The organism is Streptomyces sp. NPDC060002, from assembly GCF_042737245.1.
GTDB lineage: Bacteria > Actinomycetota > Actinomycetes > Streptomycetales > Streptomycetaceae > Streptomyces.
The window spans coordinates 37,322-59,912 of sequence record NZ_JBHWUW010000015.1 but is presented as its reverse complement, the minus strand read 5'-3'; the positions used below and the strand labels follow the sequence as shown (position 1 = coordinate 59,912).

19 protein-coding genes are annotated in these 22,591 nt (G+C 73.2%); 4 read left to right on the top strand and 15 right to left on the bottom strand.

Annotated elements, in window-relative coordinates:
* Positions 1 to 45 precede the first annotated feature (45 nt).
* The 3 genes from ACFWBD_RS16265 (at position 46) to ACFWBD_RS16255 (ending at position 6,919) form a co-directional block, all read left to right on the top strand.
* Positions 46 to 2,880, top strand: coding sequence for a DEAD/DEAH box helicase (locus ACFWBD_RS16265; RefSeq protein WP_385667300.1), 2,835 nt, complete (start codon positions 46 to 48; stop codon positions 2,878 to 2,880).
* Positions 2,880 to 5,363 (top strand): SWIM zinc finger family protein, encoded by a 2,484-nt coding sequence (locus tag ACFWBD_RS16260; protein WP_385667233.1) that lies wholly within the window; start codon positions 2,880 to 2,882, stop codon positions 5,361 to 5,363. Before ACFWBD_RS16265 ends, ACFWBD_RS16260 begins: the two co-directional genes overlap by 1 nt.
* 293 nt (positions 5,364 to 5,656) lie before the next feature.
* The gene (locus ACFWBD_RS16255) at positions 5,657 to 6,919 is read left to right on the top strand and encodes a sulfite oxidase (RefSeq protein WP_385667232.1); all 1,263 of its coding nucleotides are present in this window, start codon (positions 5,657 to 5,659) and stop codon (positions 6,917 to 6,919) included.
* A 219-nt stretch (positions 6,920 to 7,138) separates the two neighbouring features.
* Here ACFWBD_RS16255 and ACFWBD_RS16250 read toward each other — a convergent pair whose 3' ends face one another.
* The 5 genes from ACFWBD_RS16250 to ACFWBD_RS16230 form a co-directional block, all read right to left on the bottom strand.
* Positions 7,139 to 7,759: an NAD(P)-dependent oxidoreductase gene (locus tag ACFWBD_RS16250; protein ID WP_385667231.1), complete on the bottom strand. Its 621-nt coding sequence runs from the start codon at positions 7,757 to 7,759 to the stop codon at positions 7,139 to 7,141.
* 73 nt (positions 7,760 to 7,832) lie between these two features.
* Positions 7,833 to 8,642: an inositol monophosphatase family protein gene (locus ACFWBD_RS16245; RefSeq protein ID WP_385667230.1), complete on the bottom strand. Its 810-nt coding sequence runs from the start codon at positions 8,640 to 8,642 to the stop codon at positions 7,833 to 7,835.
* 451 nt (positions 8,643 to 9,093) lie between these two features.
* Positions 9,094 to 9,621 carry a hypothetical protein gene (locus tag ACFWBD_RS16240; protein ID WP_385667229.1) on the bottom strand — a complete coding sequence of 176 codons (528 nt, stop codon included), beginning with the start codon at positions 9,619 to 9,621 and terminating at the stop codon, positions 9,094 to 9,096.
* Between the two features lie 150 nt (positions 9,622 to 9,771).
* Positions 9,772 to 9,930: a hypothetical protein gene (locus ACFWBD_RS16235; protein WP_385667228.1), complete on the bottom strand. Its 159-nt coding sequence runs from the start codon at positions 9,928 to 9,930 to the stop codon at positions 9,772 to 9,774.
* Positions 9,931 to 10,095: 165 nt separating this feature from the next.
* On the bottom strand, positions 10,096 to 10,905 hold the full coding sequence (locus tag ACFWBD_RS16230; protein WP_385667227.1) for an inositol monophosphatase family protein: 810 nt from the start codon (positions 10,903 to 10,905) through the stop codon (positions 10,096 to 10,098).
* Between the two features lie 125 nt (positions 10,906 to 11,030).
* Here ACFWBD_RS16230 and ACFWBD_RS16225 point away from each other — a divergent pair, with 125 nt between their 5' ends.
* Positions 11,031 to 11,942: a LysR family transcriptional regulator gene (locus tag ACFWBD_RS16225; RefSeq protein ID WP_385667226.1), complete on the top strand. Its 912-nt coding sequence runs from the start codon at positions 11,031 to 11,033 to the stop codon at positions 11,940 to 11,942.
* Positions 11,943 to 12,103: 161 nt separating this feature from the next.
* Here ACFWBD_RS16225 and ACFWBD_RS16220 read toward each other — a convergent pair whose 3' ends face one another.
* The 10 genes from ACFWBD_RS16220 to ACFWBD_RS16175 all read right to left on the bottom strand — a co-directional run.
* Complete coding sequence (locus tag ACFWBD_RS16220) at positions 12,104 to 12,286, bottom strand: transposase (RefSeq protein WP_385667225.1); 183 nt, start codon at positions 12,284 to 12,286, stop codon at positions 12,104 to 12,106.
* A 35-nt stretch (positions 12,287 to 12,321) separates the two neighbouring features.
* Positions 12,322 to 13,521: a threonine aldolase family protein gene (locus tag ACFWBD_RS16215; RefSeq protein WP_385667224.1), complete on the bottom strand. Its 1,200-nt coding sequence runs from the start codon at positions 13,519 to 13,521 to the stop codon at positions 12,322 to 12,324.
* A gap of 70 nt (positions 13,522 to 13,591) precedes the next feature.
* A complete protein-coding gene (locus ACFWBD_RS16210) occupies positions 13,592 to 14,869 on the bottom strand; it encodes an MFS transporter (RefSeq protein ID WP_385667223.1) in 1,278 nt (425 codons plus the stop codon).
* On the bottom strand, positions 14,862 to 16,118 hold the full coding sequence (locus tag ACFWBD_RS16205; protein WP_385667222.1) for an acetyl-CoA carboxylase biotin carboxylase subunit family protein: 1,257 nt from the start codon (positions 16,116 to 16,118) through the stop codon (positions 14,862 to 14,864). The genes ACFWBD_RS16210 and ACFWBD_RS16205 overlap by 8 nt, the downstream gene beginning before the upstream one ends.
* Complete coding sequence (locus ACFWBD_RS16200) at positions 16,115 to 17,746, bottom strand: class I tRNA ligase family protein (RefSeq protein ID WP_385667221.1); 1,632 nt, start codon at positions 17,744 to 17,746, stop codon at positions 16,115 to 16,117. Before ACFWBD_RS16200 ends, ACFWBD_RS16205 begins: the two co-directional genes overlap by 4 nt.
* Positions 17,743 to 18,846 (bottom strand): NAD(P)/FAD-dependent oxidoreductase, encoded by a 1,104-nt coding sequence (locus ACFWBD_RS16195; protein ID WP_385667220.1) that lies wholly within the window; start codon positions 18,844 to 18,846, stop codon positions 17,743 to 17,745. The genes ACFWBD_RS16200 and ACFWBD_RS16195 overlap by 4 nt, the downstream gene beginning before the upstream one ends.
* Positions 18,839 to 19,216: a cupin domain-containing protein gene (locus ACFWBD_RS16190; RefSeq protein WP_385667219.1), complete on the bottom strand. Its 378-nt coding sequence runs from the start codon at positions 19,214 to 19,216 to the stop codon at positions 18,839 to 18,841. The genes ACFWBD_RS16195 and ACFWBD_RS16190 overlap by 8 nt, the downstream gene beginning before the upstream one ends.
* Entirely contained in the window at positions 19,213 to 20,442 is a 1,230-nt protein-coding gene (locus ACFWBD_RS16185; RefSeq protein WP_385667218.1) for a lysine N(6)-hydroxylase/L-ornithine N(5)-oxygenase family protein, read from the bottom strand. Before ACFWBD_RS16185 ends, ACFWBD_RS16190 begins: the two co-directional genes overlap by 4 nt.
* 16 nt (positions 20,443 to 20,458) lie before the next feature.
* A complete protein-coding gene (locus ACFWBD_RS16180) occupies positions 20,459 to 21,682 on the bottom strand; it encodes an ATP-grasp domain-containing protein (RefSeq protein WP_385667217.1) in 1,224 nt (407 codons plus the stop codon).
* Positions 21,683 to 22,128: 446 nt separating this feature from the next.
* A partial coding sequence (locus ACFWBD_RS16175; RefSeq protein ID WP_385667216.1) for a sensor histidine kinase occupies positions 22,129 to 22,591 on the bottom strand: 463 nt, incomplete at its 5' end.

The window sequence follows — 22,591 nt, the reverse complement described above, 5'->3', positions numbered from 1 at the left end:
CTGATCCGACACGCGGGCGGGAGGTGGACACCCGGCATGAGCGTCATGGCCGACGGCACGGCCGCGGCGGAGCCCGGCTCCGTCTGCGTGCGACTCGCCGCCGTCTTCCTGCCCGCGCCCCTTCCGCGCGAGGGCCGCGTCGCCTTCTGGGACCCGGCGGACGGCCCCTTGCCCACCACGGCGGACGCGGAGCACACGGAACTCACGGTCGTCCGGCGCCACGGCTCGGCGATCCGCCGCAAGCAGGCCCCCGCGCTGTCCCTGCCGCTCGACCGGGCGCTCCCGCTGCTCGTGCGGGCCCGCCGCGACCCCGCCGCCCACCCGGCGACCGCCTGCTGGGGCGCGGCCGCGCTGCACGCGCTGCGGCTCACCGCCCGCGGCCGTCTGCTGCCCGGCCTGACGCCCACGGGCCACGACGCCTGGCGGGCGGGCCCGCTGGACCCGGAGGACATCGCACATCTGCGCGCGGTCGCCGCCGCGCTCCCGCACGAGGGCCACGCGGTGCCGCTGCCCGGCCCCGGGCCGCTCCGGCTGCCCCGCCCCGAGGCCCTGATGCGGTCCTTCCTGGACGCGGTGGCGGACACCCTGCCCCGCACCCCGGCCGCACCGCACGCGTGCGGGAAGCCCTTCGCCGACCGCCGGCCCCAGCGGCTGCCCGGCGCGCACGACTGGGCCGCGGAGGTCGCCGCAGGCATGGACGCGGGCGTGCGGATCTCGCTCCGCCTCGACCTGTCCGCCTACGACATGTTCGACCGGCTCGACGACGGCGAGCGGGCGCGCCGGGCGGGCGCCGCGATCGTCCAGGTGCACAGCCTCGCCGACCCCACCCTGATGACCGACGCGGCGGCCCTGTGGGCGGGCGAGGCGGACGCCGCCTTCGGGGCACGAGCACGCGTGGACGCGGCCCTCGCGGTACGGCGCGCCGCCCGCGTCTGGCCGCCGCTCGCCCGGCTCGCCGAACAGGACGCACCCGACGTCCTGGCCCTGTCCGAAGACGAGCTGAGCGATCTCCTCGGGGTGGCGGCCACCCGGCTCGCGGCGGCCGGGGTCGCCGTGCACTGGCCGAGGGACCTGGCGCAGGACCTCAGCGCCGCCGCGGTGGTCAGGACCGCGCCCGGCTCCGCGACCGACGGCACCGGCTTCTTCGAGAGCGAGGAACTGCTCCAGTTCCGCTGGCAGCTGGCGCTCGGCGGCGACCCGCTCAGCGAGGCCGAGATGGACACTCTGGCGGAGGCCCACCGTCCGGTGGTCCGGCTCCGGGACCGGTGGGTCCTGGTCGACCCGGCGCTCGTGCGCAAGGCCCGCAAGCGGGAACTGGGCCTGCTGGACCCGGTCGACGCCCTGTCCGTCGCCCTCAGCGGCACCGCGGAGGTCGACGGCGAGAGCGTCGAGGCGGTCCCCGTCGGCGCCCTGGCCGCCCTGCGCGACCGCCTCACCACCGGTGTGCACCCCGCCGACCCGCCCGCCGGCCTGAACGCCACCCTGCGCGACTACCAGCTGCGCGGCCTGGCCTGGCTGGACCTCATGACCTCCCTGGGCCTCGGCGGCTGCCTCGCCGACGACATGGGCCTCGGCAAGACGATCACCGTCATCGCCCTGCACCTGAAGCGGGCCCGCACCGAACCGACCCTGGTGGTCTGCCCGGCCTCCCTCCTGGGCAACTGGCAGCGCGAGATCAACCGCTTCGCGCCCGGCGTCCCGGTCCGCCGCTTCCACGGTGCCGGCCGCAGCCTGGCGGACCTCGGCGGCGGCTTCGTCCTCACCACGTACGGCACGATGCGCTCGGCGGCGCCCACCCTGGCCGGGCAGCCCTGGGGCATGGTCGTCGCGGACGAGGCCCAGCACGTGAAGAACCCCTACTCGGCGACGGCGAAGGCGCTGCGCACGATCCCGACCCCCGCGCGCGTGGCCCTGACCGGCACCCCCGTCGAGAACAACCTCTCCGAGCTCTGGGCCCTGCTCGACTGGACGACACCGGGACTCCTCGGCCCCCTGAAGTCCTTCCGCGCCCGGCACGCGCGCGCCGTCGAGAACGGCGAGGACGACCAGGCGGTGGAGCGCCTCGCCCGGCTGGTCCGCCCGTTCCTCCTGCGCCGCAAGAAGTCCGACCCCGGCATCGTGCCCGAGCTGCCGCCCAAGACCGAGACCGACCACCCGGTCCCGCTCACCCGGGAACAGGCCGCGCTGTACGAGGCGGTGGTGCGGGAGTCCCTGCTGGCCATCGAGACGGCGGACGGCATCGCCCGGCGTGGGCTGGTGCTGAAGCTGCTGGGCGCGCTCAAGCAGATCTGCGACCACCCGGCCCTGTACCTCAAGGAGGAGACCGCCTCCGTCGGCGACGCCCTGGCCGCCCGCTCCGGCAAACTCGCCCTGCTGGACGAGCTGCTGGACACCCTGCTCGCCGAGGACGGCTCGGCCCTCGTCTTCACGCAGTACGTCGGGATGGCCCGCCTGATCACCGCCCATCTCACCGCCCGCGCGGTCCCGGTCGACCTGCTGCACGGCGGCACCCCGATCCCCGAGCGGGAGCGGATGGTGGACCGCTTCCAGGCCGGTGCGACCCCGGTTCTCGTGCTCTCCCTGAAGGCCGCCGGCACTGGCCTCAACCTCACCCGCGCCGGCCATGTCGTCCACTTCGACCGCTGGTGGAACCCCGCGGTGGAGGAACAGGCCACCGACCGCGCCTACCGCATCGGCCAGACCCAGCCGGTCCAGGTGCACCGCCTCATCACCGAGGGCACGGTCGAGGACCGTATCGCCGAGATGCTCCAGGCGAAGCGCGCCCTGGCCGACGCGATCCTCGGCTCCGGCGAGTCGGCCCTCACCGAACTGACCGACCGTGAACTGTCCGACCTGGTCAGGCTGCGGAGGGAGGCGTGATGGGGGAGACGGAGAAGGCCGAGACCGCGGCCGAGAGCACAGCCGAGACCGCCGCCGCCGGCACGGCCGGGGAGCAACGGGAGAAGGCCGCCGGCCCGGCCGACGAGGCACGCCGTGCGCTGCGGGCGGCCCGGGAGCGCTCGCAGGAACAGGATCCGTCGCAAGGACCGTCGCAAGGGCCGTCGCGGGAACCCTCGGTGCGGCCCGCGGGCCCCGCCCTCAGGCCCGGCGACGCGGCCCGCGCGGCCCTGCGGCGCACGGCGGAATCCGCGCCGACAGCGGACGCCGTGACCATGGCGGACCCGACCCCCGCGCAAGCCGCCCAGACCGACGACGCCGACCCCACCACGGCTCCCACTCCACCGGCGACCACTCCACCGGCGACCCCTGCGTCGGCGAACCGCGCGTCGGCGAACCCCGCGCCGACTCACCCCGCGTCGGCGACCCCTGCGCCGAGTCACCCCGCGCTGACTGACCTCGCGTCGGCGACCCCTGCGCCGAGTCACCCCGCGCTGACTGACCTCGCGTCGGCGACCCCTGCGCCGAGTCACCCCGCGCTGACTGACCTCGCGTCGGCGACCCCTGCGCCGAGTCACCCCGCGCTGACTCACCCCGCGTCGGCGACCCCTGCGCCGACTCACCCCGCGCTGACTGACCCCGCGTCGGCGAATCCTGCGCCCACTGGTCTCTCGCCGACGGCCCCCTCGTCGGCCGGTGTCCCGCCGGCGGGCGCCGAGCCGCGCGCCCCGCAGGCCGGCACCGGCTCGCGCCCCGGGGACATCGCGCGAGAGGCCCTGCGCGCCGCCCGCGCGGAGGCCCGGCAGGGCCGGCAGGGCCTGGCCGAGACCCGGACGCGGGCAGGTCGCGGGACCCCGCGCGGCGACGGCGGCCTCCGCCCCCGCACCGACGCACGTCCCACCGACGCCCGGCGACACGTCAGCGCACATGATCGTGTCGCCGACGAACGAGCGCGTGTCGTGAGGGAGTTGCTCGCGGGTGCCTTCCAGATGCCGTCGGAGGAGACGGCCGAGCCCGAGCCCGAGGCCGAGCCCGAGCACCAGCCCGAGTACGAGCCCGAGTACGAGGCCGAGGGCCGGGCCGAGGGCGAGACCGGTCCCGGCAGCGCGACGGCGGACGACGGAAGCTCACCCGAACGTTCCCCCTTCGCGCCCCTCCTCGGAAGCGCGCCTCCCCTGCCTCTCGAACCGTCCCGCACCCCCCGCTCCATGGCCGCCCCCGCACGGGACGGCGACCACCGCCGCACCTTCCCCGCCTTCCCCCCTCGCGCCGGCGGATCCTTCGCCGGGACCTGGTGGGGCAACGCCTGGGTCACCGCGCTGGAAGAGGGCGCCCTCGACCCCAACCGCCTGGCCCGCGGGCGCGGTTACGCGGAGCAGGGACACGTGGACGCGATCACCGTGACCCCCGGGCTCGTCCTGGCGTACGTGCAGGGCAGCCGCCCCCGCCCCTACCGCGTGCAGGTGCGGCTGCGCACCCTCGGCGGCGAGGACTGGGAGCGCTTCCTGGAGGCGGCCGTCGAGCGCCCCGGGCACATCGCCGCGCTGCTCGACAAGGAGATGCCCGAGTCCCTCGCCGAGTGCGGGGTGCCGCTGCTGCCCGGTCCGGGCGACCTCGAGCCGCAGTGCAGCTGCCCCGACCGCGGTCACCCCTGCAAGCACGCCGCCGCCCTCTGCTACCAGACCGCGCGGCTGCTCGACGCCGACCCGTTCGTGCTGTTCCTGCTGCGCGGCCGGGGCGAACGCGAGGTGCTCGACGCGCTGTCGCGCCGTAACGCCGCCCGCGCGGCCCGAGCCGCCCAGGAGCAGGAACCGGAACCCCTGCCGGGCGTACGGGCCGCCGAGGCCCTCGCCGAGCGCCGGCTCCCGCCGCTGCCCGCCCCGCTGCCCGTGCCCCCGCACCCCGAGCAGCCTCCGGCCTACCCGTCCGCGCCGAACGGCCCCGACTCCTTCGCGCTGGACCACCTCGCGACCGACGCCGCCGCCCGCGCCCACGCCCTGCTGGTCACCGGCCAGGACGAGATCGGCGAACTGACCCTCTGGCGGGACGCCGTACGGCTCGCCGCGTCCCGCCCCGGTTCCGGGCTCACCGTCACCACCCGCGCCCTCTACGCCGCGCTCGCCTCCGCCGCCGGCCGCACCCCGGTCGAACTGGCCCGCGCGGTGGCCGCCTGGCGGCAGGGCGGCCCGGACGGGCTCACCGTCCTGGAGGAGACCTGGGACCCGCCGGCCGGCCGCTTCGACCGGGCCCGGCCGCTCCTCCTCGCCGCCGACCTCCCGGCCTTCCGGCCGCGCCGCAACCACCTCACCCACCCCCGCGGACACGTCCAACTCCGCTTCGGCAGAGACGGGTTGTGGTACGCGTACGAGTCCGAACCGGGCCATGACGACTGGTGGCCACGGGGCACCCCCGGTCCGGATCCGGTGGGCGCGCTGACCGGCCTGGGCGGCTCGGACGAGCTCTGACGCGTCCAGGACCGCAGCGGCGCGCAGCGCGGCCCGGCCGGTGACCGCCGCCCGAGACCGTTCCAACTCCCCGAATCCGCTTCCCACTTCGCCTCCGCCTCGTACGATGGCGCCCGTGACTCTCGACGACCACCGCCCCGCCCCGCGGTACCGCGCGCTGCTCTCGCGCGGCTGTTGTTGATCCTCACCTCCTCCCTCCCCACCTTCACCGCCCTCCCGCCGTGGACGCGCCGCGCCTTCTGACGCCCTGGCCGCGTCCCGGTCCAGGCACCCGCCTCCGGAAAGGCAGGCCCATGCCCACGTCTCCCACGCCCGAATCCGCCTACGACCGCCGCAGACTGCACCAGTGGCTGGCCGGCGAGGCCCGCGCCGACGGTGTCTCCCGGCGTGATCTGCTCCGTCTCGTCGCCGCCGCCGGACTCGCCACCGCCGTGACTCCCGCGTTCTCCGCGCCGGCTGCGGCGGCGACGTCACCCGGTATCGTCAAGGCGCTCCCCGACGACTGGTTCACCGTCCGGGGCACCAACGCCGAGACGAAGTTCGCCTCCCTCGCCGGAACCGGCTACCACACCCCCGTCGATCACTTCTTCGTCCGCAACCACACCTCCACCCCCGTCCTCGACGCCGCCGGCTGGACCCTCACCGTCCACGGCGACGGCCTGACCCACGCCCACCCCGTCGAGTTCACCCTCGACGACCTGAAGAAGTTCCCCGCGGTCACCCGCACGGCGTTCGTGGAGTGCGCGGGCAACGGCCGCAGCTTCTTCACCTCCCAGCAGGGCCAGAGCGTCACCGGCACGGCGTGGACGCTGGGCGCGATCGGCACCGCGCGCTGGCGCGGGGTCCGCCTCGCCGACGTCCTGCGGCGGGCGGGGCTCGACCGTGACGCCGTCGACGTCCTGCCCCGCGGCCTCGACGCCGACTACGTCACCGCCGACGGCACCGACCTCGGCCGGGTCCGCCGCCCCCTGCCGGTGTCCAAGGCGCTCGACGACGTCATCCTCGCCTACGAGATGAACGGCGAGCCGCTGCCGTACGACCACGGCTTCCCCGTACGCGTCCTGGTGCCGAACTGGATCGGCATCGCCTCGACCAAGTGGGTCGGTGACATCGAGGTGTCCGCGCAGCCCCTCTACTCGCCCTGGAACACCGACTTCTACCGGCTGTTCGGCAGCGCCCACCCCGAAGGCGGCGGCGCCCCGCTGACCCGGCAGACCGTCAAGAGCGCCTGGGAACTGCCGTGGGACGCGAGCCTCGGGGCGGGCGGCGTGCACCGGCTGACCGGACGCTCCTGGTCCGGCGCCGGCGCCGTCGTGCGCGTCGACGTCAGCACCGACGGAGGGAACCGCTGGCGGCGCGCCCGGCTGGACGACGCCCCGCGCCGCGCGGGCTGGGTCCGCTGGTCCACCGACTGGCGCCCCTCGGCCCCGGGCGGGTACACCCTGCTGGCCCGGGCCACCGACAGCACCGGCCGCACCCAGCCCGGCACGGCCGTCCCGAACACACAAGGCTATCTGTTCGACGCCGTGGTCCGCCATCCCGTACGGGCGGTGTGAGGGGAACGGGCGTAGGGCGCAAAGACGTCGGCCGAGGCTCCGGCACGGGATTCGCGGGGTCCCTCTGTACGATGCACGCGCGTCGGGTCTCACCTGCCGCCCGGCGGGGCGGGTGAAGCCCGGTGCAGAGGATCTTCGCGGGGCTGCCACAACCTGGGACGGCTTGCACGCTGGTCCGGGAACGGCGTCGAAGCCCGGGCGGGTACGCCAGGCGGACACTCAGCGGTCGAGGGGCACGTAGGTGCCGCCGGGCAGGTCCGGTGTTTCGGCGGCGTCGAGCAACGCGGCGGCGACGGTGGCGCGGCTGACGCGGGCGGGGAAGAGCCGATGGGGTGCCTGGCTCAAGTCCACGGTGCGACGGTGTTCGCTGAGCGGTCCGGCAGACAGCGGCCCGCAGTGAAAGACCGTGCCCCCGGCGTCGAGGATGGTGGTGTCGGCGGTGACCTTGTCGGTGAGTTCGGCACCCATGGCCCGCAGCAGGGTGCGCGTCAAGGCGCCGGCCGCGGCGGCGGAGGCGCCGGTGCCGAACGCCCCCATCCAGATGATGCGCTCGGGGGCGGCGGCCACGGCGCCACGAGCACCCGCGGTCAGCACACCGACCTGGTCACGGCTGGGGATACCCAGTGCGGAGATGATGGTGGTGGCGTCTTTGAGCGCACGGCCGATGGCGTCGGTGTCCCGTACGTCGGCGCGCACTCGGATCAGCTGGTCGTCATGGCCGGTGGCCGGGAGGCGGTCGGGATTACGGGCGACGGCCGTGACGGTGTGGCCACGATCAAGGGCCTGCTGGATCAGCTGCTGCCCGGTGGCGCCCGTGGCGCCCAAAACAGTGAGATGCATGGTCGAACTCCTTATAAGCAGGCGGTACTTGGGGGTTTTGCTTGTTCTGCGGGGTGACGGACGCCGCGGCGGTTCAGGTGGTAGCGGACAGCACGTTCAGAGCGGCGGCGTGCACTCCTGGCGCGGCGACCAGCAGGTCGGCGCCCGGCCGCCAGGGCCGGCCGTACAGGTCGGTGGCTATGGCGCCGGCTTCGGTAGCGAGCAACACGCCGGCGCCCACCCCTGACATCTCGGGCTGGAACTGCCAGTAGGCGTCGTACTGGCCGGCGGCCACGCCCAGCAGCGGGAAGGTGGTGGGGATGGTGCTGCGTACCAGCAACGCGCTGCCCAGCATGGCGGCGAATGCCTTCGCCATGTGCCGGCGTTGCGCCTGGTCTTCGCCGCCGTCCTGGCTGGTGGTCATCATCGCCATTTCGAGGTCGGTCTTGGCGGACGCCTGCAGCCGAGTTCCGCTGCGGAAGGCACCGCCGCCGCGCACGGCGGTATAGGTGACGTTGCCGATGGGCTGATGCACCACGCCGAGCACAGGCTCGTTGTCGCGGACCAAGGTGATGGTGGTGCCCCATTCGGTCAGCCCGTGCAGGTGGTTGATCGCGCCTTCGACGATGTCGCTCACCCACCACTCGCCGGCGGGCAGGTCGCCTTGGTGCTGTTCCTCCTCATCCTCGCCCAGCCAGGTGGCCTGCGGCCGGATCGCGGCCAGGGCCGCCTGAACGCCCTCGGCGGCTTCTTCTTCCATAGGTCCGAAGCGGCTCATGATGTCCTCACGGGTGGCCGGTCGGGCCTCTGGTGAGTAGCGGGCAAGTACGCGGGCGCCGATCCGTTCGGCGACCTCGACGACGGCGGGGAGCATTGCGGAGTCGTCGGTGAGGGTGCTCGGCACGGCGGGAGCGGACTTGGCAGGAGTAGACATGGCAGGGACCTCCGAGAGGTGAGGGACATGAGCAGAAGCCGCTGCTTCAGCGGTGGTTGTTCGTGTACGGGTGATGCGAGGCGCCACCGCGGGCGGCCCGCGAGGCGGCCGAGGGCGGGTTCACAGGGTTGCGGCGAGCGGGGCGAGGGCGTCGGCGTGCAGAGCCGACGTGCTGACGCGATGCTCGTCAGCCGGCTCCGACGGCCGGCCCTTCGCGGGTGATGATGCCGCCGGTTTTGGCGAGCGACACCATCCCGCCCAAGCCGGACCGCGCGCTCCCCGTACGGCCGGTGCATAGGCATACGTCCTGCGGCGACCCGGGACAGCTGGTGGGTGACCGGCACGGGCATACACACGTAGAGGACCGCACGCGGCACACGCTGACCAAGGCCCCCTGTGCCACGATCGTCCGGGGGCTGCGCTACTTGCGAACTCGGCCCCACGGTTTGAAGACCGAGAGCACTGTGGCAAAGCTCAGGAGCGCCAGGGCGGTGGCTCCGAGGAACGAGACGAACCAGATGTCCTGCAACGGCTGCTCGCCCGTGGCGAGTTCGGTGATGGGGCCCAGGAAGGCCAGCATCATCGCGCAGGCGACGACGTTGAGGACCAGCTTCACAGCGACCCACCAGTAGCGTACGAGGCCCCACTTGGTCGCCAACCCCAGCAGGACGCCGGTGAGCAGGCAGACCGTCCCTGCTACGAGTGCTGAGAGCAGAAGAGGGACGACGAAAAAGTCCGCGAGTGCGCGGTATACGGTGGTGCGGTCCTCGCCCGCGCGTGCCCAACCGATCGCCACCAGGACGATGGAGATGACATCGATGCCGATCCAGGCTCCCGCCGAGACGACGTGCGTGACCAGGATGCTCTTGCGCAGCCGGACCGGGATGCTCCACGAAACCCGGCGAGCCCGTTGCGGTGGGGTGGTTGGCGCTGTGGAAAGCGTGGTCATGGCTGTCCTAGTCTGTGGATCTTCTCGGCTACGGCTCAGCAGTCGGAGCCTGTGACGGGGGCCCGCCCTGAGCGGATAGATGACATGCGGTGTGCGGCCGTCCGGCCTGTCTGTCTGTCTGTCCGGAGCACTACGGACGATGGCCTCGCTCTATGCGCGCCACAGCCAGTCGATCCGGTCATCCATCGGCTCGAAGCCGGCGCGCACCAGGTTGTGCAGGGACGGGTTGTGTTCAGCGGGGCCCGCCGCGTCCGTCCCGGCGACGATCCATCGGCAGCCCTCGTCCGCGGCCCTCCGTACGCCCGCCACGACGGCACGACGGCACATTGCTCGGGGCGGAACGGGGCGGACCCGACGGCCAGGCGCACGCGCCTTCGTGCACACCCACAACTCCCCACCAGCCACAACACCCGGCTCGGCCCGCGCGATTGCGAGTTGGGGTGGCAGGCCAGGGTGGTCCGGCAGGGGACCTGATCAGATCGAGGACAGGACGTCCAGCGCAGTGGTGTGGATCTGGGGGGCGGCGGCCAGGAAATCGCGGCTGGCCGCGTTCCAGGGCTTGCCGTCCAGGTCGGTGACGGTGCCTCCGGCCTCGGCGACCAGCAGGGCGCCCGCGACGAGACCGGAGCGGACGTCGGAGAACTGCCAGAAGGCGTCCATACGTCCGGCGGCGACGTGGATGAGCTGCAGCGTGGCCGGCACGGACACGCGCACGACGAGACCGGCGACGAGCATGGCGGTGACCGATGCGCCGATGCGGCGGAAGGTGTCGGTGCTCTCGCCGGGCCGGGCCTGCCCGGTGCCGATCAGCGCGGCACCCAGGTCGTTCTTCGCCGACACCGTCAGCGTACGGCCGTTGAGGTGGGCGCCGCCGCCGGCGGTGGCGGTGTAGGTGTCGCCGGTCAGCGGGAGGTGGACGACCGTGAGGACCGGCTGGTTGTCGCGCACCAGGGTGGCGGTCACGGCCCAGTCGGGCATGCCGTGGACGTGGTTGATGTTGCCCTCGGCCGGGTCGACGACCCACCACTCGCCCGGCGGGAGCGCCCCGCCGGCCAGCTCGTCCTCCGCCCACTGCGATCCCGCCCTCGCCCGCAGCAGCGGCTCGCGCAGCACGGCGAGGACCGCGTCGTCGTTCGCGTGGATCTCGCCGACGACCTCCTCCAAACTCACGCCCCGGGCATGGGCCGTGTAGCGCTCCCGCAGGGTGACTCCGGCGTCCTCCACCGCAGCGGTCACCGCGGACAGGAGCGTGGCGTCGGGGTCGAAAGGCATGGCTGTGGTCATGGCGCACTCCCTGGATTCGGTAGAAGCGGGGATGTTCCGGAAGCTGTCCTCCGCCCCACATCTCGAAGGTAGAAGCTGCGACTGTTAACAACAAGTGCATGGTTTTCACTTATACAGTTACTGCCATGCAACTGGATCTGAACCTGCTCGCCGCCCTGGACGCGCTCCTCGAGGAAGGAAGCGTCCAGGGTGCCGCCGCCCGCCTTCATGTCACCTCCCCGGCGATGAGCCGCTCCCTTGGCCGTATCCGCAAAGCCACCGGCGACCAGATCCTGGTCCGCACCGGACGCCACATGACTCCCACCACCCGCGCCCTGGCCATGCGCACCCAGGTCCACGCCCTGGTACAGCAGGCCCACCACCTGCTGTCCGCTCAGACGGAACTCGACCTGGCGACTCTGGAGCGGGTGTTCACCGTCCGCTGGCACGACGCCCTCACCACCACCTGCGGGACCGCCCTGATCGCCGCGGTGCACCGCCAGGCCCCCGGGGTGCAACTCCGGCTGACCGCCGAGCCCGGTGACGACACCCCCGAGCTCCGCCGCGGTGAGGTCGACCTCGCCTCCAGCGCCGGCCCGCCGTCCCTGCCCGACATCCGCCACCGCCTCATCGGCCGCGACCGGCTCGTCCTGGCCGTCCGCCCGGGCCACTCCCTCACCCGACAGCCCGTCACCCCCGAGAGATACGCGGCGGCCGATCACCTCACCGTCTCCCGGCGCGGACTCCTCCACAACCGGATCGACGACGTCCTGAGTGCCCTCGGCCACAAACGCCGCGTCATCGCCTCCGCCCCCACCACCGCCACCGCACTCCAACTCGCCCGCGACACCGACCTCGTGGTCACCCTCCCCGACGCGGCCACCCGCTCCGCCCGCCACCAACTCGGCCTGAACACCCTGCCAGTGCCACTCGACCTACCCGAAGTACCCCTGCACCTGCTCTGGCACCAACGCCACGACAACGACCCCGCCCACACCTGGCTACGCGAAACAGCCACCCAAACCCTGCGCACCCTGTTCACCTCACCCAGCCAGTAGCAGCCCAACAGGCCACACCCGCCGGACCGCGGAGGGCGGTACCCTCCGCCGAGCCCCACACAGCCGCACGGCCACGGCCTGTGGGCCGTGCGGCCGTCTGTGCGACCTGACGGAAGTGCAAGCCCAGCAGACCGGTACCACCGTCCGTCTGCATCTGACCCTCAACTGACAGGCGAGCCGATCATCGGCAGAGTGGTCGTGCCGAGGGCGGCCAGGGCGGTCTGGAACTTGTAGGCGATCGCGTCGATCACCTCACGGTGATCCCGCCGGCGGCCACCCCGCTTCGGCGTCCGGGCCGGGAGCGACGGCTCGATCCGCGTCCGCTGCGCATCAGCCAACGGCACGGAACGCTCGCCCGCCCCCATGCTTTCGCCGCCGGCTACTTCGTCTCGCGGTTCGCGGAGAAGGCGGGCGCTTTCCCCAGCACTTCGATCGTCTCTTCCATCTCGCGGACTTTACGGCGCAGTTGCGCAAGTTCCTCGTGCTCGGCCGTGGTCAGCGCGCCCGCCGGCCCTTGGCCTCGCTCCGCCGCCAGTTCCTCCGCGATGGCCGCCGCGAACACGTCCACGTCGTCCTCGGTGGTGTCGAAGGAGGTCATCCAGCGGACCTCGCCGGCCTGCTCGTCCCAGGTGTAGAAGCGGAAACGCTTCTGGAGGCGCTCGGTGACGGCCGGCGGCAGGACGGCGAAGATCTGGTTGGCCTGCACCGGGCGGGGGATCTCCAGGCCGGGCAGTTCGCGCACCGCCTCGTACAGCCGCTGGGTCATCGCGTTGGAGCGGGCCGCCGAGCGCAGCCAGAGGTCGCCGCCGAGCAGCGCCTCGAACTGCACCGACATGAAACGCATCTTGGAGCCCAGCTGCATGCTCGTCTTGCGCAGGTGGGCCATGCCGCGTACCGCGTTCTCGTTGAGCACGATCACCGCCTCGCCGAAGAGCAGCCCGTTCTTGGTGCCGCCGAGCGAGAGGACGTCCACGCCGGCGTCGGTGGTCATCTCGCGCAGGGACACGCCGAGGGTGGCGGCGGCGTTGGCGAGCCGGGCGCCGTCCAGGTAGACGAGCATGCCGAGGTCGTGCGCGTGGTCGCAGATCGCACGGATCTCGTCCGGCGTGTAGCAGGTGCCGAGCTCGGTGGACTGGGCGATCGAGACGACCCTGGGCCGGGCCCGGTGCTCGTCCTCGAAGCCCCATGCCTGACGGTCGATCAGCTCAGGGGTGAGCTTGCCGTCCCATGTGGGCACCGTCAGGAGCTTGATCCCGGCGACCTTCTCGGGCGCCCCGCCCTCGTCGACGTTGACGTGGGCCGACTCGGCGCAGACCACGGCGTCCCAGCGGTCGAGCATGGTCTGGAGCGCGAACACGTTCGCGCCGGTGCCGTTGAAGACCGGGTACGTGTGCGCGGTGGGGCCGAAGTGGCCGCGCACCACTTCCTGGAGGCGCTCGGTGTAGACGTCGGCACCGTAGCTGGCCTGGTGGCCGCCGTTGGCCAGGGCGATCGCCGCAAGGATCTCGGGGTGCGCACCCGCGTAGTTGTCGCTGGCGAAGCCGCGCTCGTCCGGGTCGTGTCGTCGCTGTAGGGTCATGGTGCTCGCTCACTTGTTTCGGTCGTACGGGTGTGACACATGTGGTCCGGACGGGCGCCGGCCGGTCCGCTCAGGCCGACGCCGGCTCCGTCCGCGCGCGGGCCTTCTCCAGGCCGCGCACCAACGGCGGCGCGGCGAGCCCGAGCAGGGCGAAGAGCGCCGCGAGGACCAGCCAGCCGGTCGCCGCCGCGCCGACGACCAGGGAGGTCATCAGCCACGGCCCGGCGAACTGCTGGAGCCCGCGCCCCAGGGAGAACACCGCCTGGTACTCCCCCTGCCGGCCCGCCGGGGCGAGCCCGAAGGACAGGCCCCAGCTCGCCGACGCCTGGTACAGCTCGCCGAGGACAAGCACCAGCGCGCCGCCCAGCAGGGCCGCGCTGTCCAGGAGCGCGCCGTGTCCCCCGCTCACCGCGAAGACCAGGCAGGACGCCCCCAGTGCCCACCCCGCCCAGCGCAGCATACGGGCCGCTCCCGCCGGGGTACCCGCGCCTCTGCTGACCGTGACCTGGAACAACAGCACCAGGACGGTGTCCAGGATCAGCAGCCCCGACACCAGCAGCGCGGGCGCGTCGGTGCCGGTGACGATCCACAGCGGCAGACCGACCGTCAGCAACGGGTGGTACAGCTCCAGAGCGCCGCACACCAGCGCGACCGCCACATAGCGCACGTCCCGCAGCGCGGCGCTGCGCAGCACCCCGCCCGGCGCCTCGGCGGCGGTGGCCCGGGGCCCGGCGCCCGCGGGCAGCCGCATTGCGAGCAGCACGGCGACGGAGACCGACTGGAGGGCGGCGTTGGCGAGGACCGTGGCGTACAGGGCGGTCGAGGTGCCGGCCGCGATGGCGGCTCCGGCCAGCGCGGCGCCGCCGAGGAAGCCCAGGTTGAACAGGCTGCGCATCTGCGCGCTCACCCTGACCCGTTCCGCCTCGCCCACCAGCGCGTCGGTGAGCGACGCCTGGAGCGCGCCCGCCGAGGTCTCCAGGACCGCGATGGCGCAGGCGACCGCGAGGAACGCGGCGAAGCCGTCCACCAGGCAGTACGCGGAGAAGCCGGCGGCCGCGAGCAGGAAGTTGACGGTGAGTACCCGGGCCGCGCCGAGCCGGTCCGCGAGTCGGCCGATGGGCACGGTGCAGACCAGACCGCAGAGCCCGGCGACCGACAGGGCGAGGCCCACGCGCTGGGCGGGGATGCCGATGGTCCGGGTGAAGAACACGGCGCTGGACGTGAGGAACACCCCGAGCCCCAGGGACTGGATGAGCGTGAGGACGCCGAGTCTGCGCGCGTTCCCGGCGGCCGGAAGGATCTCCCGGAACCAGGCGTGCAGCATGCCGTACCGGCGTGCCTCAGCCATGCGGCTCAGCTCCCTCGGCCCGCTCGGCCTGCTCGGTCCGCAGCCCGTAGACCTCCATCGCGGTGTGCACGGCGGCGCGAACCCCGGCGGCGCTCCGCCCTCGGAACCGGAAGATCCCGCAGCCCTCGTCATAACTGCCGGGCCCGGTCATGATCTGGCCGATCGCGGGCAGTTCCTCGTGGTAGACCTCGGGGACGGCCGACCCGGGCGAGGTGCGCGCGACGACCCGTCCGGGCAGCTCGCGCGGGGCGGGGTAGATGAGCCAGCCGCCGGCCCGGGGCCCGACCGGCTCGGACGGCTGCCACAGCGGGGGCAGGCCCAGGGCCGCCCGGAACGCCTCGGCGAACAGGTCGATGCCGTAGAGGTCGACGTGCAGGAACGGCACCTGCGCGCCGCCCGGCCGCAGCCCGACCTCCAGGAACACCAGCTCGCCCCCCGGACGTCGGATCGCCTCCAGGTGGAACGCGCCGTCGCGCAGCCCGAGCGCCCGCAGACAGCGGTCGGCGAACGTGGTGAGCTTGTCGCGCTGGGGGCCAGGGTCGAGCAGGACCGAGCCCAGCGGGCGGCCGTGTGCGTAGTCCAGGCAGGTGTGGACGTACTGGGAAGCGGTGACGAAGTGGAGGCGGCCGGAGCGGCGGACGCCGTCGACGTGGAAGATGTCCCCGTCGACGTACTCCTCGCACTCGTACGCCTCGGGGTCGACGCCCTTGAGCGCGTCGCGCAGTTCGTCGGCGCTGTGGACGACGGTGACTCCCTGGGAGCCCGCCGCGGCGCGCGGCTTGAGGACCAGGGGCAGACCGCCGAGGGCGTCGACGACCGCCTCCGCCGAGGGCGCGTCGTCGAGGCTCCGGAACCGGGGAACCCGCAGTCCTGCCGCGCCTACCGCGCTCTTCATGGCGGGCTTGTCCTTGAACCGCCGGACCAGGTCGAGGCCGTAGCCGCCGGGGACGCCGAGTGCGGCCGAGAGCCGGGCGGCCGTCAGGATGTCGTACTCGGACTGGCCGAAGACGGCCTCGGGCGTGCCGTGCCGGTCCGCGATCTCCCGCACGAGGGGCAGCAGGTCGTCGTGGTCGAGGCTGTCGCGCACATGGACCTCGGTCGCCCCGTCCTGGTCGAGCGCGGGCAGCCCGCCGGGCGTGGTGAGGTACACCATCCGGCAGGGGTGGCCGTCGAGGAAACGGTGGTATTCGCCGAACTCGTCGCCGGAGCGGTTGAGGACGACGTACAGCGGTGTGGTCCGGTCGGTCACGCGTCCGCTCCCGGTCGCAGGGTGTCGGGCAGGCAGGCGTCGAGATCGGCGGCGCTCACCCGGCCGAAGCCGGGCGCGGGCCGGTCACGGTGGGCCGGGGTCCTGGCGAGGAAGGCCGCCGCGCGAGGCTCCCCGGCGCCGCCGAGGCGCTGCCAGACGAGCTCGGCGAGGTCCGGCATCACCGGGAACGCCAGCAGGGACAGGCCCTTGAGCCACCAGTAGGCGCCGTCCTCGGCCGCGTGGGCGACCGCGTCGTCGGCGCACCAGCGGTCGAGCGCCGCGACCGCGCGCCGGGTCGAGACACGGGCGCCGTCGAGCGCCGCGGACTGCTCGGCGAGCAGGGCTTCCACGAGGTCGGCGACGGCCGGGGCGGGCGCCTGCGGCGGCCCCTCGGGCAGCCGGCTCCAGGCGGCGTCGATCCGCTTGCCGAGGCCGTCGGCGAGCGTGGCGTTCGCGGTCCGAAGGAAGTCCGCCGTCTCGAAGCTCGCCGCCCCGGACTCCAGATCGGCCCCGGCGAGGTAGTACCGGACGGTGTCCACGCCGATGGCGGGCGACGCGGCGATGTCCGCCGCCCAGATGGCGTGCCGGGCGCTGGTGGAGAACTTCCGCCCGGCCAGCCGGTAGAAGTTGTTGATCAGGCACCGGTCGTACGGCTTCATGTCGCCGTGCAGCAGGCTGGTGCCGACGATCGAGACCAGGGTGGGGATCACGTTGTCGATCCCCAGGGTGGTGATGGTGGTGACCCCGGAGTCGGGGTCGAAGGCGTTCACGCCGGTGCCGGAGAGCCGGCCGTGGACGGCGCCGGCGAGGCGGGCGAACATGAAGATCCCGGCGTACGGGAAGAGGGCGCGCGGCACGTCCGGCTCGGGCGCGGGCAGCGGAAGTCCCCACGTCTGCGGGGCGCTCAGCCGTACGGTCATGCCGTCGCGCTCCAGGAAGCGCGCCACGGTCGCCCGGTAGCGGTCGGCGACGCCCAGGTCCACGAGCGTGCTGTCCAGGAGGTCGCGGTCCGGCAGCCGCAGGAAGAGGCTGGAGATCTCCCGCCAGGTCAGCGGCCCCTCGTCGAGCAGGGGGCGCGGCTCGACGACCGACTCGGGCAGGAAGTGCGCACTGCACTCCTCGCAGAAGTAACTGGCGATGCCCGCACCGCACTCGGGGCAGCGGCCCTGGAGCCAGCCGCCCACCACCCAGCGGTCCGACGCCGCGCAGTAGGGCACGCGCTCGGTGCGCGTGAGCACCGCGCCCCGGGCCGTCAGCCGCTCGATCGAGGCGGCGACCTCCTGCTCGAACCGCTCTCGCCAGGGCTGCCGATCGGGGACGACGAACGCGTCGATGCCGATGCGCAGCGCGGCCAAGTCGTCCTGGATGCGCTGTCCGTAGCGGGCGGCGACCTCGCCGGGCGTGGAGTCCTCGGCGTGCGCCCTGAGCGTCACGTACGACTCGTACACATCGCTGCCGGTGATCACCAACGGCAGGTCGCCCCGGACCCGCAGATGCCGCGCGATCATGTCCGACCACAGGAAGGGGCCGCCGATGTGGCCGAGGTGCAGGGGGCCGTTGGGTGTGGCCTCGGGCGGCACCAGGAGGTAGTGCCGGGGGGTGTGCGTGTCCCCGGTCAGCAGGCTCATGTCCGCGTTCTCCCGTCGAGCAGGTTCAGTGCGTCCTCGGCCATGGCCGGGGCGAGTCGGTAGCCGGAGCCGGAGCCGCCGATGGCCATGACCACGTCGTCACCGCCGACCGTGTCCACGACCGGCAGACGGCCGGGGGTGAAGCAGTCGCTGAAGACGCGGCCGCCGAGCAGGTGCGGCAGGAATCCCGGTATGTGCCGGGCGAGCAGGGCTCGGGCGAGTTCCCGGTCGCGGGCGTCGATGGCGAGCGGTTCGTCGGGGCCTCGGTCCCAGTCGGGTGAGGTGATGCTGAAGATCCAGTGGCCGCCGGGGCGGTGGGGCAGCAGGAAGGCGTCGGCGTCCTCCAGGACGAGTGCCGGGGCGCCCGGCGGGGGCGGCGTCATGATGTGGAACGCCACCACCTTCTTGACCCGGGCCCCGCGCTCGCGGGCCGCCGCCGCCACCGGGCCGTCGAGGACCCAGGGGCCGGGCGCGAGGACCGCCTTGGCGGCGGTGATCCGGCTGCCGTCGGCGGCGACCAGTTCGACGCGCCCGCCCCTGCGGCGTACTTCGGTGACCCGGAAGCCCTCCAGGAGGGTGTTGTCCGGGCGGCCGAGGACCTCGTCGAGAAGCCGGTCGGTGAGCCATTGGGGCTGACCCGCCGTCATAGGTGCGGTGGCCAGCAGGACTTCGTGGCCGCCGTGGGCGAGCCCGGGGAACGTCCGGTCGAGCAGGGCCCGCTGCTCCCCGGTGACCGGGCGGGTGCGGCCGCCGTCGGCCATGGTCGCGTCGAGCGCGGCCGTGTTCTCGCGCGCCACCAGCCAGCGGACGTCGACCGGCGCGCGTCCGGCGTCGCCGAGTCCGGCGGCGAACTCGTCGAAGAGCGCGGTGCTGCGGGCGGCCAGGGCGCGCTGGGCCGGGTTGTGCCCCGTGGGCGTGTCGAACCCGGCCGAGAGACGGGTCGCGCCCGTCCCCCGTCCGGCGTGCGTGATCACGGCGACGCGGCGGCCCGGGTCCCGGCGCACGGCGTAGTACGCGGCGAGGGCGCCGACCGCGCCCGCGCCGAGGACGGCGAGGTCGTAGTGGGGCGCCTCACTGGTCCCGGTGGTGCGCTCACTCATCGGGCGCCGACCACCAGAAGGAGTAGATGACCAGTTCCTCGCCCTGGTCGGCGAAGATCTCGTGGACGGCCCGCGAGGCGAAGCCCACCAGGGAGCCGGGCCCGACGAGCGACCGTTCGCCGTCCACCTCCAGGGTGCCGGATCCGGCGTGGACCACCCAGATCTCCTGGACCGCGTGCTGGTCGGGCGAGCTGGTCCCGCCCGGCGGCACGGTGAAGCGGGCCGCCTTGAACGGCACGCGGGGGAAGACCGAACGGGCGAAGTCCGCCTCGGCGACGGTCACTCCGTCGGGTTCCGCTTCGGTCGGACCGAAGGGGACCAGGGCGCCGATCGCATCGGCCTGGAACTGCGTGACCTGATGAGCGGTCATACCGGATACCTCGTCTCACCAAGCATGCTGTTGAGGATGACCGCGCTGCGCCAGGCGAGCAGGCTGAGATTGGGATCGGCGACGCCCCAGGAGTGCCGGGCGCCGTTCTGGAGGTAGATCCGGTTCTCCGCAGGCCCGTCCCATGCGACCGAGAAGTCGTCACCGACGACGAGCGTCCCGCCGTCCCGCCGCAGCCGCGCGTCCAGCGGAGCCATGAAGTCCGGCAGCGCGTAGGCGTATCCGGTGCTCAGGATCACGATATCGGCGGCGAGCACGGCGGGTGCGTCCGGGCCCGAGGACTCGACGACGAGCTTCCATTCGTCGGGGCCACCCTCGACCGCGGTGACCGCGCTGTCCGCCCGGAAGCGCAGCCTGCCGGGGTTGTTCTCGATGAACTCGTCGCGGTAGCTCAACCGGTAGATGTCCTGCAGGACTTGGAGGTCGATGCCGTCGCTGGTGTACTTCTGCCGCTCCAGGAGTCGGGCCTTGTGGTCGGCGGGCAGCGCGTGGAAGCGGCGTACGTAGTCGGGCGTGTAGAGGTCGTTGGCGAACGGCGAGTCGTCCATCGGCAGGAACGACGAGCGCCGGCTGACCCAGGTGATGCTCTCGGGGGCCGCGCCGGCCGCCAGGTGGCGCACGATCTCCGCGCCGCTCTGGCCGCCGCCGACCACGACGACCTGCCGTCCGGTCACCTCGGGGGCCCGCAGCAGGAACTCCCCGGAGTGGAAGACGGTGGAGCCGAGGAAGGGGCGGAACGGCTCGGGAACGAACGGGGTGAGCCCAGTACCGAGCACGAGATGACGTGCCGTCACATCGTGCTCGCCGGTACGGAGGTGGAAGGCCCCGTCGTGGAAGTCCACACTGCGTACGTCCGCCCCGAACGTCAGGCTCGGCAGCCGCCCGGCGACCCACTGGAGGTACTGGTTGAACTCGGCGCGCAGGACGGCCGGGAAGTCCGCGGCCAGGAACCGGTAGAGCCGGCCCTCACTCGCGAGGAACGACAGGAACGAGAAGGGACTGGTCGGGTCGACCAGCGTCACCAGGTCCTTGAGCAGCGAGACCTGGAGGGTGGCCTCGGGCAGCAGCAGTCCGGGGTGCCAGGAGAAGCTCTCACGGCGTTCCAGGTGGGCGCCGCGCAGCCCTTCGACCGGATGCGCGAGCGCGGCGAGGCTCATGTTCGCGGGGCCGATGCCGACGGCCGCGTAGTCGAGTATGTGTGCGTTCATGGTGGGATCCGCCGGGTCAGGCCGGGACGACGAGGTCACCGAGCGCCTGCCAGCGGTCGAGGGCGCCCTGCGGCGAGTCGGCGGTGAACAGGGCGTGGCCTAGGCGCGAGCGGCAGTCCTCGACGCCCGGGATGGCCTCACCCGGCGCGAAGTACACGGCGGTCTCGGTGACTTCCGGCAGTGCCTCCAGCTCGGGCCACCCGGTGAGCTCCTGGTACGAGGAGCGGCCGGCGGCGGAGAAGAAGCGGATGCCGGCGCTCTCGGCCTGCGGCCGCGCGAAGGCACCGGCCGCCTCCAGGCCGACGCCGAGCGCGGTGGCGACGGCCACCCTGGGCAGGCTGACGCCGGTCACGAGCCGCAGCAGCTCCACGATCCGGTCGCCCGGCAGCCGGGCGCCGATCTCGATGAGCACCGGACCGTCGGCGGCCAGGCGCAGTTCGCAGTGGAAGGGGCCGCTGGTGATGCCGACGGCGCGGACGACGTCGCCGACGTACGTCTCGACGCTCTTCAGGGTGGTGTCGTCGACGAGGGCCGGGGTGAGGTGGCCCAGCTCCACGAAGTCGGGCTCGGGGCCGAGCAGCGTGCGGCTGAGGGCGACGACGGTGACCTCGCCGCTCTCCAGGACGTAGCCGTCAGCACTGAACTCGGGGCCCTGGACGTACTCTTCGACCAGCACCCGGTGCTCGTGCAGCTTGCCCATGTCGGGCTCCGGGTCGGTCACGAGCCGCTGGAACGCGGCGGTGAGCTGGTCGAGGTCGTCGGCGCGGCTGACGTGGATGCTGCCGGAGCAGGCGACCGGCTTCAGCACGCAGGGGAAGCCGACCCGTTCGGCCGCGGCGCGCAGTTCGGCGTCGGTGGTCGCCTGGGCGAAGCGCGGGGTGCGCAGTCGGGCCTCCGCCACTGCGGCCCGCATGACGCTCTTGTCCCGGACCCGGTCGACGGTCGCCACGGGCAGGCCGGGCAGGTCCAGTGCCGCGGCGACGCGCGCGGTCGCCGTCACATAGATGTCGGAGCCCGGCAGCACCGCCTCGAACGGCTCGGCCCGGTGCAGTTCGAGCACGGCCGCTTCGAGGGCGGCCTGGTCGTTGGTCTCCACCGTCAGCACCGAGTCGGCCGCCGCGCGTACAGCGTCGGAGAGCCGGCGGTCGCCGGAGTCGGCGGTGGCGACGACGACCCGCAGTCCCATCTCGGCCGCGACGCCGATCAGGGTGGCGCCCCCGGAGGAGGCGGGTTCGACCACGAGGACGCGGGCAGGACGAAGTGCATCTGTGTGCGGCAAAGCGAAATCCCCCGAGGAAGTGCTGTATGGACCGGAATCGTGATCGCGATCCTGATCTTTCTATCCGGGCGCCTTGGTCCCGGTCAATGGATCACCGTAAAAATAGCGGCGAGAGCGAACCTGAGCCGCACATTTTCCGGAACGAGGGCCCCGTCAGCGCCTGTTCGGGTCCCGGAAGCGGCCGAACGCCTTCGTGAAGGTTCTCAGCGGCGAGACCTTCCCTCGGCCGGCTCCGGCGCGGGCGGACGGGGCACGCCGTCGCCACCGGTCGCCTCGGCGAGGGCGGCGACTGCTTCACTTCGGCGTGGGCGCAAGCACCGGCTGCACGGAGTTCGTCCACCTCGCCGAACCTGAAGCCCGGGAGAAGAGCGTGCTCCCTGACCGGTTCCACCAGCCTTCCGCGGTCATCAGCCTCCGTCCGCGGCACCGTCCGCACTCACGGGAACCCGCCACACCAGCCGGGTGCCGCCGCCCTCCGGCCGTTCGCCGAGTGTCAGGGTCCCGCCGAGGGTGACGGCCCGCTCCTTGATGTTCCTCAGCCCGCTGCGTCCGACGTCATCCGGCACCCCGCAGCCGTCGTCCGTCACCGTGAGCGTCAACTCGCCCCGGGCGCACTGAAGCCGGACGTCCACCGCCTGTGCCCCGGAGTGCCGGGCCGCGTTGCTGAGCGCCTCGCCGAGCACCGCGAGCGCATGGTCGGCGATGTCGCCGGGGACATCGGTCTCGACGAGCCCCTCGATGCGCAGTGCGGGCGGGAATCCGAGTGACGTGGCCGAGGCTCTGACCCCCGCGGCCCCCCCGCCCCGCCGGCCGGCGCGCTCCCCCCCCACCCCCCGGTGGGTGCGCAGTGCGAAAATAGTGGAACGGGAT

Coding starts and splice junctions, on each gene's coding strand:
- ACFWBD_RS16265 (WP_385667300.1), top strand. CDS start 46: ATGGCCGACGGCACGGCCGCGGCGGAGCCCGGCTCCGTCTGCGTGCGA.
- ACFWBD_RS16260 (WP_385667233.1), top strand. CDS start 2,880: ATGGGGGAGACGGAGAAGGCCGAGACCGCGGCCGAGAGCACAGCCGAG.
- ACFWBD_RS16255 (WP_385667232.1), top strand. CDS start 5,657: ATGCCCACGTCTCCCACGCCCGAATCCGCCTACGACCGCCGCAGACTG.
- ACFWBD_RS16250 (WP_385667231.1), bottom strand. CDS start 7,759: ATGCATCTCACTGTTTTGGGCGCCACGGGCGCCACCGGGCAGCAGCTG.
- ACFWBD_RS16240 (WP_385667229.1), bottom strand. CDS start 9,621: ATGACCACGCTTTCCACAGCGCCAACCACCCCACCGCAACGGGCTCGC.
- ACFWBD_RS16230 (WP_385667227.1), bottom strand. CDS start 10,905: ATGACCACAGCCATGCCTTTCGACCCCGACGCCACGCTCCTGTCCGCG.
- ACFWBD_RS16225 (WP_385667226.1), top strand. CDS start 11,031: ATGCAACTGGATCTGAACCTGCTCGCCGCCCTGGACGCGCTCCTCGAG.
- ACFWBD_RS16215 (WP_385667224.1), bottom strand. CDS start 13,521: ATGACCCTACAGCGACGACACGACCCGGACGAGCGCGGCTTCGCCAGC.
- ACFWBD_RS16210 (WP_385667223.1), bottom strand. CDS start 14,869: ATGGCTGAGGCACGCCGGTACGGCATGCTGCACGCCTGGTTCCGGGAG.
- ACFWBD_RS16200 (WP_385667221.1), bottom strand. CDS start 17,746: ATGAGCCTGCTGACCGGGGACACGCACACCCCCCGGCACTACCTCCTG.
- ACFWBD_RS16195 (WP_385667220.1), bottom strand. CDS start 18,846: ATGAGTGAGCGCACCACCGGGACCAGTGAGGCGCCCCACTACGACCTC.
- ACFWBD_RS16190 (WP_385667219.1), bottom strand. CDS start 19,216: ATGACCGCTCATCAGGTCACGCAGTTCCAGGCCGATGCGATCGGCGCC.
- ACFWBD_RS16185 (WP_385667218.1), bottom strand. CDS start 20,442: ATGAACGCACACATACTCGACTACGCGGCCGTCGGCATCGGCCCCGCG.